The 16,159-nt window shown below is 55.0% G+C and carries 18 protein-coding genes; all 18 read left to right on the top strand.

What is annotated here, in order from left to right:
* Positions 1–649, top strand: a 649-nt coding sequence (locus tag WC317_06815; protein MFA5339838.1) for a hypothetical protein, incomplete at its 5' end; no start/stop codon positions are given.
* Positions 650–653: 4 nt separating this feature from the next.
* Positions 654–1,439 carry an ABC transporter permease gene (locus WC317_06810; protein ID MFA5339837.1) on the top strand — a complete coding sequence of 262 codons (786 nt, stop codon included), beginning with the start codon at positions 654–656 and terminating at the stop codon, positions 1,437–1,439.
* Positions 1,440–1,441: 2 nt separating this feature from the next.
* Positions 1,442–2,191 (top strand): ABC transporter ATP-binding protein, encoded by a 750-nt coding sequence (locus WC317_06805; protein MFA5339836.1) that lies wholly within the window; start codon positions 1,442–1,444, stop codon positions 2,189–2,191.
* Positions 2,192–2,216: 25 nt separating this feature from the next.
* A complete protein-coding gene (locus tag WC317_06800; GenBank protein MFA5339835.1) occupies positions 2,217–2,927 on the top strand; it encodes an MlaD family protein in 711 nt (236 codons plus the stop codon).
* Between the two features lie 33 nt (positions 2,928–2,960).
* Positions 2,961–3,953 (top strand): PIN domain-containing protein, encoded by a 993-nt coding sequence (locus WC317_06795; protein MFA5339834.1) that lies wholly within the window; start codon positions 2,961–2,963, stop codon positions 3,951–3,953.
* Positions 3,954–3,963: 10 nt separating this feature from the next.
* Positions 3,964–4,656, top strand: a complete 693-nt coding sequence (gene ispD / locus WC317_06790; GenBank protein MFA5339833.1) for a 2-C-methyl-D-erythritol 4-phosphate cytidylyltransferase — start codon at positions 3,964–3,966, stop codon at positions 4,654–4,656.
* Positions 4,653–5,129: a 2-C-methyl-D-erythritol 2,4-cyclodiphosphate synthase gene (gene ispF, locus WC317_06785; GenBank protein MFA5339832.1), complete on the top strand. Its 477-nt coding sequence runs from the start codon at positions 4,653–4,655 to the stop codon at positions 5,127–5,129. Before ispD ends, ispF begins: the two co-directional genes overlap by 4 nt.
* Positions 5,130–5,198: 69 nt before the next feature.
* The gene (gene cysE, locus WC317_06780) at positions 5,199–5,840 is read left to right on the top strand and encodes a serine O-acetyltransferase (GenBank protein ID MFA5339831.1); all 642 of its coding nucleotides are present in this window, start codon (positions 5,199–5,201) and stop codon (positions 5,838–5,840) included.
* A 5-nt stretch (positions 5,841–5,845) separates the two neighbouring features.
* On the top strand, positions 5,846–7,279 hold the full coding sequence (gene cysS / locus WC317_06775; protein MFA5339830.1) for a cysteine--tRNA ligase: 1,434 nt from the start codon (positions 5,846–5,848) through the stop codon (positions 7,277–7,279).
* The gene (locus WC317_06770; GenBank protein MFA5339829.1) at positions 7,280–8,212 is read left to right on the top strand and encodes a sugar ABC transporter permease; all 933 of its coding nucleotides are present in this window, start codon (positions 7,280–7,282) and stop codon (positions 8,210–8,212) included.
* 12 nt (positions 8,213–8,224) lie between these two features.
* Positions 8,225–9,097, top strand: a complete 873-nt coding sequence (locus WC317_06765) for a carbohydrate ABC transporter permease (protein MFA5339828.1) — start codon at positions 8,225–8,227, stop codon at positions 9,095–9,097.
* Between the two features lie 3 nt (positions 9,098–9,100).
* Positions 9,101–9,715, top strand: a complete 615-nt coding sequence (tmk, locus tag WC317_06760; GenBank protein MFA5339827.1) for a dTMP kinase — start codon at positions 9,101–9,103, stop codon at positions 9,713–9,715.
* Positions 9,705–10,670, top strand: coding sequence for a DNA polymerase III subunit delta' (gene holB, locus WC317_06755; protein ID MFA5339826.1), 966 nt, complete (start codon positions 9,705–9,707; stop codon positions 10,668–10,670). Before tmk ends, holB begins: the two co-directional genes overlap by 11 nt.
* A gap of 9 nt (positions 10,671–10,679) precedes the next feature.
* Positions 10,680–11,501 carry a stage 0 sporulation family protein gene (locus WC317_06750; GenBank protein MFA5339825.1) on the top strand — a complete coding sequence of 274 codons (822 nt, stop codon included), beginning with the start codon at positions 10,680–10,682 and terminating at the stop codon, positions 11,499–11,501.
* Positions 11,498–13,048 (top strand): methionine--tRNA ligase, encoded by a 1,551-nt coding sequence (gene metG / locus WC317_06745; GenBank protein ID MFA5339824.1) that lies wholly within the window; start codon positions 11,498–11,500, stop codon positions 13,046–13,048. The genes WC317_06750 and metG overlap by 4 nt, the downstream gene beginning before the upstream one ends.
* A complete protein-coding gene (locus WC317_06740) occupies positions 13,048–14,517 on the top strand; it encodes a TatD family hydrolase (protein MFA5339823.1) in 1,470 nt (489 codons plus the stop codon). Before metG ends, WC317_06740 begins: the two co-directional genes overlap by 1 nt.
* Positions 14,504–15,571: a CPBP family intramembrane glutamic endopeptidase gene (locus WC317_06735; GenBank protein ID MFA5339822.1), complete on the top strand. Its 1,068-nt coding sequence runs from the start codon at positions 14,504–14,506 to the stop codon at positions 15,569–15,571. The genes WC317_06740 and WC317_06735 overlap by 14 nt, the downstream gene beginning before the upstream one ends.
* A 2-nt stretch (positions 15,572–15,573) precedes the next feature.
* Positions 15,574–16,159 (top strand): DUF362 domain-containing protein (locus tag WC317_06730; GenBank protein MFA5339821.1); only part of this gene is annotated, 586 nt, incomplete at its 3' end.

Raw genomic sequence — 16,159 nt, 5'->3', positions numbered from 1 at the left:
CAATTACGGAGATGTCGTTTACGCGAACGGCACCGTCGGCGTAGGAGGGAAGGGCGGCCTCGACCTCCATTTTAAATTCAAGGGGGCGCAGCTCGAAGGCCTTACCGACCTCGTGATGGAGAAGGGGGCGGTATCCGGGCTCGTCTTCGGCGATATGAACATCAGCGGCGGCGTCGGCAAGGAGGCGAGTATTGACGGCCAGCTCGAGTTCCTTAACGGAAACATAAGCACGGTGCTCTACAATTCTGCGAAGATCACTATAAGGGGAAAGAGTTCTGCTCTTGAATTTATCGATTCAAAAGTCTATACTGGTGATCAGGTCCTTTTATTCGAAGGAAAGGTGGACCTGCGGGATATCGGGACGCCGCGCCTCTTCCGCAACGTCCTGATAAAGGCCGACCCGAACACGATCGTGTGGGCTGGCGAGAGTACGATGAAATCGCCGGCCGGCGGGGAATACGCGGCCGGGGCGGACGCGAACGAACAGTTCAAGGTCAACCTGAAGACTTACGAGTCCCAACAGGGCAACCGGGTGCCGCGGCAGGGGACAATGGACGCGGAGACTAAACTCGCGAACCAGGCGAATACGAAATTGAAGATGAAGGAGAACGAGGATTTCTTCGGGGTCGAACACAAAGTGAGGTTCTGATAGTATGAACGGTTGGATAACGACGCTAGGCGAAAGGTTCCTGAATTTTATCCGTTACGCCGGCGGGATATCCGTCCTCTTCGTGCGGACGGTGTTCTGGGCATTCGTGCCGCCGCTCAAGCGCAGGCAGGTCCTGGACCAGATGGTCAAGATCGGGGTCGACAGCCTGCCGATAGTCTTTCTTACCAGCCTTTTTACCGGCATGGTCCTGGCATTGCAGAGCGCTTACCAGATGCAGAAGATGGAGGCGAAACTATATATAGCGAGCCTCGTAGCGCTCTCGATCACGAGGGAATTGGGGCCGGTCCTGACCGCGCTTGTGGTCGCGGGGCGAATCGGCGCTTCGATAGCCGCCGAACTCGGCACTATGAAAGTGACCGAGCAGATAGACGCGCTCGAGACGCTGGCGACGAACCCGATAAAATATCTCGTGGTGCCCAGGTTCATCGCGCTCTTTTTCATGCTGCCGCTGTTGACGATATACGCCGACATCGTAGGCATATTCGGCGGGTATATGATCGGCGTCTGGAGGCTGAACATACTCCATAACCTTTACTGGGACATGACCTGGAACCCGCTTCACATCAAAGATATCGTCACCGGCATCATCAAGGCCTTCGCTTTCGGCGTCATAATATGTATAGTCGCCTGTTACGAGGGGATGAGGGTCGAAGGGGGCGCCCAGGGGGTCGGGGCGGCGACGACTAAGGCGGTCGTCATCTCGTTCATACTTATAATCGCTGCCGACTGCCTCTTTACCGCGTTGTTCTATTTTGGGTTTGCATTCTAAATATGATAGAATTGATAAATGTAAGCAAATCGTTCGAGGATCACATGGTCCTCGATAACATGAACCTCACGATCCGCGATGGGGAAACTATCGTGATCATAGGCCGTTCCGGCATAGGGAAGAGCGTTACCCTGAAACATATAATCGGCTTGATGAAGCCCGATTCCGGGCAGGTCATCGTCGACGGACAGGATATAACCAGGCTCGACGCGAAGGGCCTGAATGAATTGAGGCTGAAATTCGGCATGCTCTTCCAGGGCGCGGCGCTCTTCGATTCCCTGAACGTGCGAGATAACGTGGCCTTCAATCTTATAGAACATAGCAAGATGGACGTTAAGGCCATAGACAAGAGGGTGGCCGAATGCCTGGAGCTCGTAGGCCTGCGGGGCATAGAACACCTGAGCCCGGCGGAGCTTTCCGGCGGAATGAGGAAGCGCGTCGGCCTCGCCCGCGCAATATGCATGAACCCGAAGATAATCCTTTATGATGAGCCGACGACCGGCGTCGACCCGATAATGGCGGACGCGGTGAACGACCTCATCAAGGACCTTCAGGCGAAGCTGAAGACCACCGCAGTGGCCGTCACGCACGATATGACCTCGGCCTATAAGATAGCCGACAGGATCGCGATGCTCTACAAGGGAAAGATCGTAGAGAGCGGCACGCCGGACGAGATAAAGAACACCAAGAACCCGGTTGTAAAACAATTCATAACCGGCGCGGCCACAGGGCCGATAACAGAGGACTCATAATGATCATTTTTTCGAGGAGGCTCAGATGAGAAAGATGGACCTGGAATTCAAAGTCGGTATCTTTGTGGCGATAGGCATCGCTATACTGATGTCCATGATCTTTTCGCTGAAGGAGCTCAAGTATGCCCAGCAGAAATATACGATAAAGGTGCGTTTCGGTTTTGCCAACGGCATCGAGGTCGCCGCGCCGGTAAGGGTCGCGGGCGTCCAGGTCGGCGAGGTAAAGAATATCGAGATCGTGGAGAACAAGGAAGCCAACAGGATGGCCGTCGACTTGTATGTCTGGCTCGATAAGAAGATAAAAGTCGAGAAGGACGCAGAGGCGTTCATAAACACGCTCGGGCTTATCGGGGAAAAATATGTGGAGATCCTTCCGGGCACTCCCGGAAGCGAGGCGTTAAAACCGGGCGAGAGGCTTGTGGGCAGGGAGTCGGTGCCGATGGAGAAGTTGACCGAGAAGGCCTACGAGGTAGGGACCGGTTTGGGCGATACGATAAAACATTTCAATAAGCTTGTCGGCGACCCGGAGACGCAGGCCGCGTTCAAGGCGACGATGCTCGACCTCAGGAAATTCATGGCGTCGGCGAACACGGTCATGGACAAGGTCAAGTCCGGGGAAGGGACCGTCGGGAAGCTATTTATGGACGAGGGCCTGTATAACGAGTTGGACGCTTTCGTCAAGGATATTAAGGCTCACCCCTGGAAACTGCTTTCGAAGCCCAGAGGAGAGAGATAGGAAGATAATAAAGGAAAGGAGGTGAGACAGGGAATGCCATTCACGATAGTGCGCGCTTTTTTTGTGCTTCTTTGCGGCCTGATGGGTTTCGGGATGGGGGACATCTTCAAGACCCAGTTCGGCGATTTCGCCCCGGTCATCGGGATAGGCCTGGGCGTATTGCTCGGCCTTCTTATAATAGCGCTTGAATTGACATCGAAGAGGGTCTCGATAAAGGGCCTTTCGGCCGCGGTCTTCGGGATAGTATTCGGCATATTGTTTGCACGGCTTATAATCGAGGTCTTCAAGCTGATGAATGTGCCGGAGGACGTAAACGGCGTCCTCATAGTCATTTTCGCCTATCTGGGCATGGTCATGGCGTTAAGGGGCAGGGACGAGTTCAGCATAATAATCCCTTACGTCAAATTGAGGAGGGAGGACCAGCGCGAGGAGATAATAGTCCTCGATACATCCGTAATCATAGACGGCAGGATCGCCGACATATGCCATACGAAGTTCATAGAAGGGAAATTAATCATCCCGAGGTTCGTGCTTAAGGAGCTGCAGCAGATAGCCGATTCGGCGGACCCGATCAAGAGGAACCGCGGCAGGCGCGGCCTCGATATGCTCAACAAGATCCGGAAGTCCGGGCATATGGAAGTGACTATACACGAGGAGGACCTTCCGGAGATCCGCGACGTCGACGCGAAACTCATAAAACTCGCGAAGATGCTCAACGCCAAGGTCTTCACCAACGACTATAACCTCAACAAGATTGCCGAGCTCCAGGGCGTATCGGTGCTCAACATAAACGAGCTCGCCAACGCGCTGAAACCCGTGGTCATACCGGGCGAGTTGATGGAGGCGAAGATAGTCAAGGAAGGCAAGGAGTATAACCAGGCGGTCGCGTATCTCGATGACGGGACGATGGTGGTCATCGACAACGCCAGGAACCTGATAGGGCAGACGGTGAAGGTGATAGTCACGTCGGTCCTGCAGACGGCGGCGGGAAGGATGATATTCGCGAAGCTGGAATCACAGCGATAGGAGGCCGAAGATGAAAGTGGCTGCGATAGTGGCAGCGGCAGGAAAAGGCGAACGACTCAAGTCGAAAGTCCATAAGCCTTTTGTGGCGCTCGGGAAGGACCCGATATTGCTGCACGCGTTAAGGGTCCTGGATAATTCGAACCTGGTCGGCGAGATAATCGTCGTCGCGCACCAGGCAGACCTCCCGAAGGCGCGGCTGCTTCTCAAGAAGGCCAAACTGAAGAAATTCAAGGAGATCGTCGCGGGCGGGAAGCGCCGTATGGATTCGGTCAAGAACGGGCTTTCCGCCGTCAGCGAGGATGCCGATTATGTCATCATACACGACGGCTGCAGGCCGTTCATAGATAATAAGATGATATCTTCGGTGCTCGGCGCGGCCGAGACCTTCGGCGCGGCTATCGCCGCCGTGCCGGTCAAGCCGACCATAAAAGAGGTGGAGAAAGGGAATTTTGTCGCGGCGACGCTCAAGAGGGAGACGCTGGTCGACGTCCAGACGCCGCAGGCCTTCAGGAAGGACCTCCTTTTAAGGGCATACGATAAGGCTTTCGCCGAAGGCGCAGAGGGCGCGGAAGCGACCGACGACTCGGCGCTGGTCGAGAGGATGGGCATAAAAGTGAAGGTCGTGGACGGCTCATATAAGAACATTAAGATAACGACGCAGGAAGACCTTAGATACGCCAAGATGCTAATGGGTGAAAAATGAGAATAGGGCTCGGTTATGATATCCACAGGCTTATTGAAGGGCGCAAGCTGTTCTTGGGAGGCGTTGAGATCCCTTATGTGAAGGGCCTCGACGGCTATTCGGATGCCGACGTCCTTTTGCACGCGATATGCGACGCGATATTGGGCGCCATGGGCAAGGAGGATATCGGGATACATTTCCCGAACGACGACCCGAAGTTCAAAGGCATCAGCAGCCTCGAATTGCTGCATAAGGTCGCGGTCCTGGCCGAGACGTCCGGTTTTAAGATAATAAACGTCGATTCCACCCTCATCCTGGAAGAGCCGAAGATCCTGCCTTTCAAGGCGAGGATGAAAAAGACCCTCGCCTCGGTATTGGGGATTGACGGGGACCGGATAAATATAAAGGCCACCACCCAGGAAGGCGTGGGCGCGATCGGCCGCGGAGAGGCGATAGCCGCTTACGCAGTAGCTTCTGTTGAGGAGATAAAATAGATGCAAGTCTTATTGATAGTGGTATTGGCGCTCATCGTGATAGCCGCGATCAAATTCTGGCTTATCTCGATGATATTCAAGGGGGAGATCAAGGCGGTCTTCGAGCGCGACCCGGCCGCGAAGAGCGCGTTTGAGGTGATACTGCTTTATTCCGGCCTGCACGCGATCATACATTACAGGATGTCGCACGCGCTTTACCGCGCGGGCGTCCCGGTCATCCCACGCCTGATATCGCAGTATGCGAGATTCCTGACCGGGATAGAGATACATCCGGGCGCCGAGATCGGGAAAGGGCTTTTCATAGACCACGGCATGGGAGTCGTCATCGGCGAGACGTCGATAATAGGCGATAACGTCACACTCTACCAGGGAGTGACCCTCGGCGGCACCGGCAAGGAGAAAGGCAAGCGCCATCCTACGCTCGGGAATAATGTCGTCGTCGGGACCGGCGCGAAAGTGCTGGGAAATATAAAGATAGGCGACGACGTCCTGATAGGCGCCAATGCCGTCGTCGTCAAAGATGTGCCGGACGATTCGACTGTCGTCGGCGTCCCCGGAAGGATCGTCAAACAGGAAGGCAAGATAGTCCACGGCATAAGGCTCGACCATACGAACCTGCCGGATCCGTTGGTGCAGGCCTTGCAGCACCTGCAGGACGAGATAGACAAGATAAACGGACATATAAAAAAGCACCACCAGGACCCTAAATAGATTTCATGCCCATCCTCATACATAACACCCTGACACGCAAGCTCGAAGAGTTCAAGCCCATCAGGGCCGGAGAGGCCCGCATGTACGTCTGCGGCGTCACGGTCTATGATGAATGCCATCTCGGCCACGCCAGGAGCGCCTTCATATTCGATTTCATCAGGAATTACCTCGGATACCGCGGATACAAAGTAACGTTCATAAAAAATATCACCGATGTCGACGACAAGATAATAAACAGGGCTCGCTACGAGATCGAAGATAAAAATTCCCCGCTTTTCGGCAAGGACCTGAACAGCGCGGTAAAAGAGATTGCCCAGCGGTACACGGAGAGTTTTTACGGGGATATGGCGTCCCTGGGCATCGCCAAGGCCGACAAGGAACCGAAGGCGACCGAGCACATAAAAGATATAATAAAAATGATCGCCGTCATTATCGACAAAGGTTACGCGTATACCTCTGGCGGGGATGTTTATTTTGACGTGAGGAAGTCAGGCGGTTACGGGAAGCTCTCGAACCAGGACAAAGACCAGATGTTGGAAGGCACCAGGTCTGAGGCGACCGAAAAGAAAAAGGACGCCCTCGATTTCGCTTTGTGGAAGTCGGCGAAGGCTAACGAGCCGGAATGGGATTCGCCGTGGGGCAAGGGCAGGCCGGGCTGGCACATAGAATGCTCGGCGATGTCGACGAAATACCTGGGCGACAACTTCGATATCCACGGAGGCGGGCGCGACCTCATCTTCCCGCACCACGAGAACGAGATCGCTCAGTCGGAATGCGCGACAGGAAAGTCCTTCGCGAATTACTGGATACATAACGGGCTTTTGACGATAAACGGCGAGAAGATGTCCAAATCGCTCGGCAATTACGTCTCGATCAAGGATGTCCTCGCGCGTTATCCCTCGGACGTCCTGAAGATATTCTTCCTCGGCGCGCATTATTCGCACCCGGTAGATTTCACGTGGGAGAAGATGGAAGCGGCGAAGAGCGCCTACGAAAGATTCCTTGTCCTGTTTGACAAAATAGAGAGGCGCCTCGCCGGGAAGAAGGCCGCCGCGGCGAAAAATAACGGCGGGATAGACGGATCAAAGGCCGCGTTCGAGTCCGGCATGGACGATAATTTCAATACGCCCGCCGCCCTGGGGTCGCTCTTCGACCTGGTCAGCGCCGGGAACAAAATACTTGATAGAAATGAAGACGCTTCTGTGATAAAATATCTTGAAAATACCCTTCGGGAACTGGGCGGTATCCTGGGCCTGAGCTTCAAGACAGCATCAAAGGGTATGTCGGATAATGAGATACAGAAACTGGTCGACGCCCGCATAGAGGCGAAGAATAAGAAGGATTTCAAGGAATCCGACAGGATAAGGGAAGAGCTGGCCGGGAAGGGTATCATCCTGGAAGACGACAAGGAAAAGACTTACTGGAGGCGCAAGGTATAGATGGCACTTAAGGCACGCGGAAAAGAGACGCTCGCGGCGTATTTGTTCCTTTCACCGAACCTCATCGGGTTCATGGTCTTTACTTTCCTGCCGGTCTTCGTGTCCCTGCTGTTGAGTTTCTACGCATGGGATATAACGTCGGCGCCCAAATTCGTCGGCATAGATAATTTCGTCAAGCTGCTCGGATTCCATTCCGAGGGAGGCAGCCTGGTCGTCAACGACACCAAATTCTGGCAGTATCTCTGGAATACCCTGTTCCTGATGTTCTCGATACCGATATGCATGATGGCGTCCCTTGGCCTGGCGATCGCGCTAAACCGCAAGATCAAAGGCGAGTCGGTCTTCAGGACGCTCTTCTTCCTGCCTTCGATATGCCCGGGAGTGGCCGTGGCCATACTCTGGCTGTGGATATTCAATCCAGATTTCGGGATGCTCAACAATATAATCTACTGGATCGGGAAATTCCTCGGCTTCGTTATACCGGGGCCGTTATGGCTCAATTCCCCGGGATGGGCGAAGCCGTCGTTGATGCTCATGAATTTCTGGATCGCGATAGGCGGAATGAACATGATACTTTACCTCGCCGCGCTGCAGGGGATACCGAGGGATTTCTACGAGGCGGCCGAGATAGACGGGGCGAACGGCTGGCAGAAGTTCTGGGCGATAACGTGGCCCCAGATAAGCCCGACGACGTTCTTCATATTTTTAATGAGCATAATCGGCGGGTTCCAGGGCGGTTTTATGCAGGCGTATATAATGACCGGCGGCGGGCCGGGCGGGGCGACGACTACCATCGAATATTACATCTTCAATAATCTTTATACCTGGCAGAACGTAGGTTATGCCTCAGCGATCGCGTGGTTCCTCTTCATCGTGATATTCGCCTTCTCGCTCGTTAATTGGAGATACGGCGGGAAGCTTGTTCATTACTAAGGGGCGGACCATATGGCAGAAAAGAAGATAAAGCGCAGGAGCGCGGCGGGTTCCAAGGAAAAGGGGCTGCAGTTTTTCGCTTATACTGTCCTGGTCATCGGCGCCATTTCGATGATAATGCCTTTCCTGTGGATGACGACGACTTCACTGAAGACGCTGGACGCGATATTCATCCAGCCCAAGAACTGGATACAGATGTTCGTCCCCACGATGTTCAAATGGGAGAACTACGCCGAGGCCTTCAGGGTGGTGCCGTTCGCGAAATTCTACCTGAATTCCATATTCGTCGGCCTCGCCGTCACTATCGGGCAGGTCTTGACGAGCTCGATGGCGGCTTACGCGTTCTCGCGCCTGACTTTCCCGGGCAGGGACAAGCTCTTCTTCGCGTACCTGGCGACGATGATGATCCCGGGATCGGTCACGATGATACCGGTCTACGTCCTGATGAGGCTCTTCGGGTGGGTCGATACGTATAAAGCGCTGATCATCCCGATGATATTCTCCGCTTACGGGACGTTCATGCTCAGGCAGTTCTTCATGACATTGCCGAAGGACCTTGAGGACGCGGCGAAGATAGACGGATGCGGCTTTTTCCGCATATTCTGGACGATAATATTGCCTCTCTCGAAACCGGCCCTGGCGACGCTGACTGTCTTTACCTTCATGGGAAACTGGGGGAATTTCATGTGGCCTCTCCTGGTCACCAACACAGACAGCATGAGGACGCTGCCGATAGGGCTGGAATCGTTCAAGACACAGTACTCGACCGACTGGCATCTCCTGATGGCGGGTTCGGTCATGGCTATGCTGCCCATCGTCATAATCTTCATCTTCACCCAGCGCTACTTCGTCGAGTCGATCAAGCTCACCGGCGTAAAAGGATAACGGATGCGGCGCGGAAAATTCATCACTATCGAAGGCCCGGAAGGGTCCGGAAAATCTACGCATTCGCGCCTGCTTTGCGCCCGCCTGAAGAAGGGCGGCCTCAGGGTGCTGCATACGCGCGAACCCGGCGGCACTAAGATCGGCGAAGCGGTCCGCAAGGTGCTCCTCGACAAGAAGAACAAAAAGATGTCGGCCGCCTGCGAACTTTTCCTGTTTCTCGCGGCGCGCGCGCAGATAGTCGAGGAGATAATAAGACCCGCGCTGGCCAAGGGATATATCGTGGTCTGCGACAGGTTCCATGACGCGACGGTCGCCTACCAGGGTTACGGCGCCGGCCTCGGCCTGAAAATGATCGATTCGGCGGGAAGGCTCGCGACAGGCGGCCTTAAACCCGACCTGACGATATTGCTCGACGTGGATACAAGAACAGGGCTGAAACGCGCCGGGGTAAAAGACAGGATGGAGATAAAACCCGTCCGGTTCCATAAGAAGGTCAGGGACGGTTACCTGAAGATAGCGAAGAAGGAACCGCGCAGGATAAAAGTGATCCGGACGACCGACGCGCCGGTCACCGCGGTCCAGGATAAAATAAGAAGAGCCGTATTGCATGTCATTTAACAAGGTCATCGGACAGGAACTCGCCGCAGGCCTTTTGAAGAAAGCTATAGAAGAAAGCCGCCTCGCGCACGCGTACCTTTTTATAGGCCCGGAAGGCGTGGGTAAGTCGCTTTTGGCGAAGGTTTTCGCCGCGGCGCTCAATTGCGAAAGGGGAGGCGCCGAGCCTTGCGGTGAGTGCGTCCCCTGCAAAAAGATAGAAGCCGGGATACATCCCGACGCCGTCGTCCTCTCCCCTGAAGGGAAATCATCGCAGATAGGCATCGACGCGATCCGCAAGATAGAGGGCGCGATGTCGCTTAAGCCTTACGAAGGCCGGACGAAGGTCTTTACGATCGACGGCGCGGATAAGATGACAGAGGAAGCCGCGAACTCGCTGCTGAAGACGCTCGAGGAGCCGCCGAAAGATACGGTCCTCGTGCTGCTCGCCTCGAATATGTTCAAGCTGCAGCCGACGATAGTATCGCGGTGCCAGAAGGTCCTCTTCCATCCGTTGGGCGAGCGCGCGATAATGAAAGAGCTCATCGAAAGATACGGGCTCGACGAGAAGAAGGCGGCCTGCGTCTCCAGGTTCTCCGAGGGGCGCCTTGGCAGGGCGATAGAGGTCCTCGAGGGCGAGGCGCTGGCCAAGAGGAACAGGATAGTCGACGAATTTTTGACGCCGAAACAGTTCGGCTATGAGGATACATGGTTATACGGCGAGCCACGCGAAAAGATAAACGAAACATTGAACGCGCTGGCCGTATATTTCAGGGACCTTTTGGTCTTCAGCCTTTCGAAGGACCAGGGCCTGCTCGTTAACCTTGACAGGGCCGCGGATATAGCGCGCGACGCCGCGAGGTATCCGGCAGAGAGGCTCGAGAGGATAATCGAGATAATCGCCGACACGCAGGAGCAGATAAAAAGGAACGCCAACATAAAGATCGCGCTCTCCTGCATGCGGCTTAACATAACTTAGGGGAATAAAATGTTCGAAGTGGTCCAGATAAGGTTAAGGGAAGGCGGCAAGACGTCGTATTTCGAGCTCGGGAACACGAAGCCGAAGATCGGCGACGCCGTCATCGTCGAGGCCGACAGGGGCGTGGATTACGGCGAGGCGATATCCGGCGCGGAATCCGTCTCCCAGGTCTCCGGCGAAGAGCCGCTCCGCAAGATACTGAGGATCGCCACGGCCGGCGACCTCGACCAGATAAAGAAGAACCGCGAGAAGACGAAAGAGGCCTTCACCACCTGCCAGAAGAAGATAATCGAGCACGGGCTGAAGATGAAGCTCATCGACGCCGAATATACCTTCGACAGGTCGAAGCTCCTCTTCTATTTCACGGCGGAGGGGCGCGTAGATTTCAGGGAGTTAGTAAAAGACCTTGCGCGCATATTCAAGGCGCGCATAGAGCTCAAGCAGATTGGCGTCCGCGATGAGGCGCGGCTTTTGGGCGGGTTCGGCCCTTGCGGCAAATGCCTCTGCTGCGCGACGTTCCTCAAGGATTTCGAGCCGGTCACGATAAAGATGGCCAAGGAGCAGAACCTCCCGCTAAACCCGGCGAAGATCTCGGGCGTGTGCGGCAGGCTGATGTGCTGCCTCGGATACGAGCATAAATTATACGTCGAATTATTGAAGGGCCTTCCCAAGGAAGGCGAGAAGGTCAACCTCGAGGGATGCGCGGGCAAGGTCATCTCGGTGAACGCGCTCAAACGCTCGATAACGGTTGACTGCGGGGAGGGGAAGTTCGTCGAGCTCGGCTGCAAATGCCCCAAGGGCTGCGAAATGCACCGCAACCAGAGAAAATGAAAAAGTTTTACGTCACCACAGCCATATATTATGTAAATGCGAAACCGCATATAGGCCACTGTTCCGAGAGCGTCTCTGCCGACACGCTGGCGCGCTACCACCGGCTCAAGGGGGAAGAGGTATTCTTCCTGACCGGCACGGATGAGCACGGCCAGAAGGTCGCGAAGGCCGCAGCCGAGGCGGGAAAGTCCCCGAAAGAATTCACCGATTCGGTCGTGAAGCCTTCCCTCGAACTGTGGAAACTCCTCTCCATATCTTACGATGATTTCATAAGGACTACCGACGAGCGCCATATCGAGGTCGTGCAGGCGGTCCTCACCGATCTCTATAATAAGGGCGAATTCTACGAATCCGAATATAAAGGATGGTATTGCGGCTCGTGCGAGGCGTTCTATCCGAAAAACCAGCTCGATGGGAATACCTGCCCCGAGTGCAAGCGCCCGCTCGAGGAGATAGCGGAGACGAACTGGTTCTTCAAGCTCTCGAAATACCAGGACTGGCTCGTTAAATATATTAATGAGCACCCCGAATTCATAAAGCCTGTCTCGCGCCGGAACGAAATATTGAGTTTCCTCAGCCAGCCGCTCCAGGACCTGTGCATCTCGCGCCCGAGATCGCGCCTCGAATGGGGCATACCCATCCCTTTTTCCAAGGACCACGTCGCTTACGTCTGGTTCGACGCCCTCGTAAATTACATATCGGGGATCGGCTACCTTAAGGATAAGCAGAAATTCAACAAATTCTGGCCCGCCGATGTCCATATAGTCGGCAAGGACATAATAAGGTTCCATGCGGTCTACTGGCCTATAATGCTGCGCGCGTCCGGCATAGAGCTGCCGAAGACGGTCTTCGCTCACGGCTTCTGGCTCATAGGCAAGGACGCGGAAAAGATGTCCAAATCGAAAGGCAACGTCGTCGACCCGTTCGAGCTCATAAATAAGTACGGGTCTGACCCGTTAAGGTATTTCCTCCTCAGGGAGGTGACCTACGGCCTCGACGGCGCCTATTCCGAGGCCGCGCTCGTCTCCAGGCTCAATACCGACCTCGCCAATGACATCGGCAACCTCCTTAACAGGACGCTTACGATGATCGAAAAATATTACGGCGGTAAAGTGCCGTCACCCGCAGGTACAAAAGATGCCGTTGACGATGAATTGAAGGCCCTCTCAAAGGACCTGCCGGGGAAGATAGACGCGTCCATGGCCGAATTGGATTTTGCGGGCACTTTGGCTTCGATATGGGAGCTAATAAACAAGGCGAATAAATATATCGAGGTCCAGGCGCCGTGGACGCTCGACAAACAGGGGAAGAAAGACCGCCTCAGTGACGTGATATATAACCTGGCCGAGACGTTGCGTATCGTGACTATAGCCGTTTCGCCGTTCATACCCGCCTCGGCCGAGAAGATGTGGGGACAGATAGGGATGGCCGCGCCGCTTTCCGGGGCGCGCTTTTCCGATATGGAAGGATGGGGCCTTACCAAGCCGGATACGGAAATAAGGAAAGGCGCCCCGCTATTCCCCCGCATCGACACAAAGGCGAAATGATGCGTCCCTTCGGCTTCGCTCAGGACAAGCCCTTCGCCCCGGCTCAGGGTAAACTCGTCGATACCCACTGCCACCTCGATTTCCCGGAGTTCGATCCGGACAGGGAAGAAGTGATAAAGAGGGCCAGGGCAGCCGGGATAGAATACATAATAAATGTCGCGAGCAGCCTAGAGGGCTCGAAGAGGTCGGTCGAGCTCGCGAATAAATATGACAGCGTATACGCCTCGGTTGGTATCCATCCCCATGACGCGAAGGAACTGAACGCGTCCTCATTTTCCGAGATAAAGGGCCTGGCCAATGATAAAAAGGTCGTCGCCATAGGCGAAGTCGGCCTCGATTACTACAGGAACCTCTCGCCTGCCGGGTTACAGCAGACGGCATTCAGGGAATTCCTCCGCCTCGCGAAAGAGACGGACCTGCCCCTCATAATCCACTGCCGCGACGCGCGCGAGGATTTATCCACCGTAGCTGAAGGCAAAAGTACTTCAGCGAAGGCGGACCTGCTGAAGATACTGAAAAAAGAAATGGCAGCTCCGGTAAAAGGCGTTATCCATTGCTTCCCGGCCGATGAAGAACTGCTAAACGCCGTCCTCGACCTCGGGATGTATGTCTCATTCACCTGCAATATCACTTTCAAGAACGCCTCCAAGCTGCGCGAGCTCGTGAAAAGCCTCGTCCCGATGGACAGGATATTGGTCGAGACCGACGCGCCTTACCTGGCGCCTGAAGGGATGCGCGGGAAAAGGAACGAGCCTTCCTATATGTTGAAAGCCGTCGAAGAGATAGCGAAGCTGAAAGGCCTTACCCCCCAGGACGTCGCGAGGGTGACGACGCTTAACTGCGCGCGGCTCTTCGGGGTCGGCGCCGCGCCGGGATCATCCATCACATATAAAATAAGGGACTCCCTTTATATAAACCTCACCAACAGGTGCACCAGCGACTGCGAATTCTGTGTCACCAAGACGACCGATTTCGTGATGGGGCACAACCTGCGCCTTAAAGGGGAACCGTCGGCAAAAGAGATCATCGAGGCGGTCGGCGACCCGGCCGGATACGATGAGATAGTCTTCTGCGGATACGGCGAACCCACTTTGCGCCTCGACTGCATGATCGAAGTCGCGAAGGCCCTGAAAAAGAAGGGCGCGAAGATCCGCCTTACGACTAACGGCCACGGGAACCTCATAAATAAAAGGAGCATCGCCGGTGACCTCGCCGGGCTCATAGACCGCGTGAGCGTAAGCCTGAACGCCGCGGATAAGGATGCCTATAATAAGATCTGCAGGCCGGTTTTTGGGCCTGAGACTTTTGGGGAGGTGAAGAAATTCATCGTTGAATGCAGGGAGAAGCTGCCCGAGGTCGAGGTGACCTGCGTCGGCCAGGAAGGCGTGGATATGAGGGAATGCGAGAGGGTCGCGACCGGGGAATTAAAGGTCAAGTTCAGGCCGAGGAGACTAAATGTCGTGGGATAAGCTAAGGAGGTTCGCGGGCGGGAACCGGATCTACCTTTTGATGCTCTCTTTTATAATAGCGACCGAGATATTCCTGGCGGTGTCGCCCTCGCCCGAGAGGAAAGAGAGGCTTGCCGAGAAGAAGAAAACGCATAAGATACTTACGCCTAAAGAGGTGCTCGCGCAGGAAGAGAGGATAAGGGAGTTGCTCGCGGGCGACAAGCTCCTCGGTTTCGCGGTCACGGCCAGCACATTCTTGAGCGCGGTCGCCCTTTTGGCGGGCCTTGTCCTCGGGATAAGATGCATATCGCGCAAGCTTAACGGCCGCGACCTGATGGTTGCCTACGGCTCACCGCCGGATGTGCCCTGGCAGTTAACGGATATCCTGAGGGTAATAATCACGTTCTATTTTTTCTCCTATGCGCTCCAATGGGCAGAGGCCAATATGTTCGACCTAATGAAAGTAGATAACCCCAACGAGGTGTTCTTCGGCGTTCTTAACGCGACCCTGGTAGATATCATCGGCCTGGCCATAGTAGCGCATTTCGCGGTAAATAAATTTAAAAGCGGTCTCGCCGGGCTGGGGCTCATTTTTAAGAACATAAAGAGGAACATGAGGGTCGCCATCGGCGGCTATCTTGTCATCATACCGGTCCTGGCTGTCATAATGATCATAGTATTCATCGGCCTCAGGATATTCAGTTATGAGCCGCCCGAGACGAAGGCGCTCGAGATACTCTACGAGGCGAAGGGGACGAAGCTCCTCCTTATCCTTACGGCGCTTGTCACCATCATCGGGCCGGTCGCCGAGGAGCTCTTCTTCAGGGGATTCGCGTATCCGGTGTTCAGGAAGAAGATAGGGGTGACCAACGCGATACTTCTCGTCTCGTTCGTCTTCGCGATGCTGCATATGAACATAGTCTCGTTCTTCCCGATATTCGCGCTCGGCATCCTCCTGGCGTACCTTTACGAGAAGACCGGCTCTGTCGTCCCGTCGATAGCGGTGCATATAATCCATAATTCGGCCGTTATATTTTTCGTGTTCCTGTATAAATTGATAGCGATCCCTAGTTAGCCATGGGCCCGAAAGTCTCGATAGTAAGAGCGGATTCGTACGATACAGGCAAGGTCTGCTCCGCCGTAAAAGAGGCGGTGGACCTGGTCGGCGGCATCGCCGCCTTCGTCAAAAAAGGCGAGAAGATACTGCTTAAACCGAACGTCCTCTCTTCAAGGCCGCCCGAGTCCGGCGTAAATACGCATCCCGAGGTCCTGCGGGCCGTCATACGCCTCGTTAAGGGCGCGGGCGCCGAGATCATCGTCGGGGATTCGCCCGGCGGGATGGGGCAGAGGGACGCCGGTTCGACATACGGGGAATCCGGGATAAAAAAAGTCTGCGAGGAAGAGGGCGTAAAGCTTGTAGACTTCGACAAGGCGCAGAACATAAAGGGGATGCCGATATCGGTCTGGGCGAAAGAGGCCGACGGCGTCATCTCCGTCCCGAAGATGAAGACGCACGACCTGATGGTGCTCACCGGCGCGCTGAAGAATTCATACGGGCTCGCGATCGGGCAGTTCAAGTCAGACTGCCACCTTAAGGCGCCGAGGCCGGATGAGTTCGCGAAGCTCGCGATAGATGTATTTGAGACCGCGGTACCCAGGCTCG

This window comes from Candidatus Omnitrophota bacterium, from assembly GCA_041653595.1.
Taxonomy (GTDB): domain Bacteria; phylum Omnitrophota; class Gorgyraeia; order Pluralincolimonadales; family Pluralincolimonadaceae; genus Pluralincolimonas.
The sequence above is the reverse complement of the archived record's forward strand: the minus strand, read 5'-3'. Positions and strand labels throughout refer to the sequence as shown.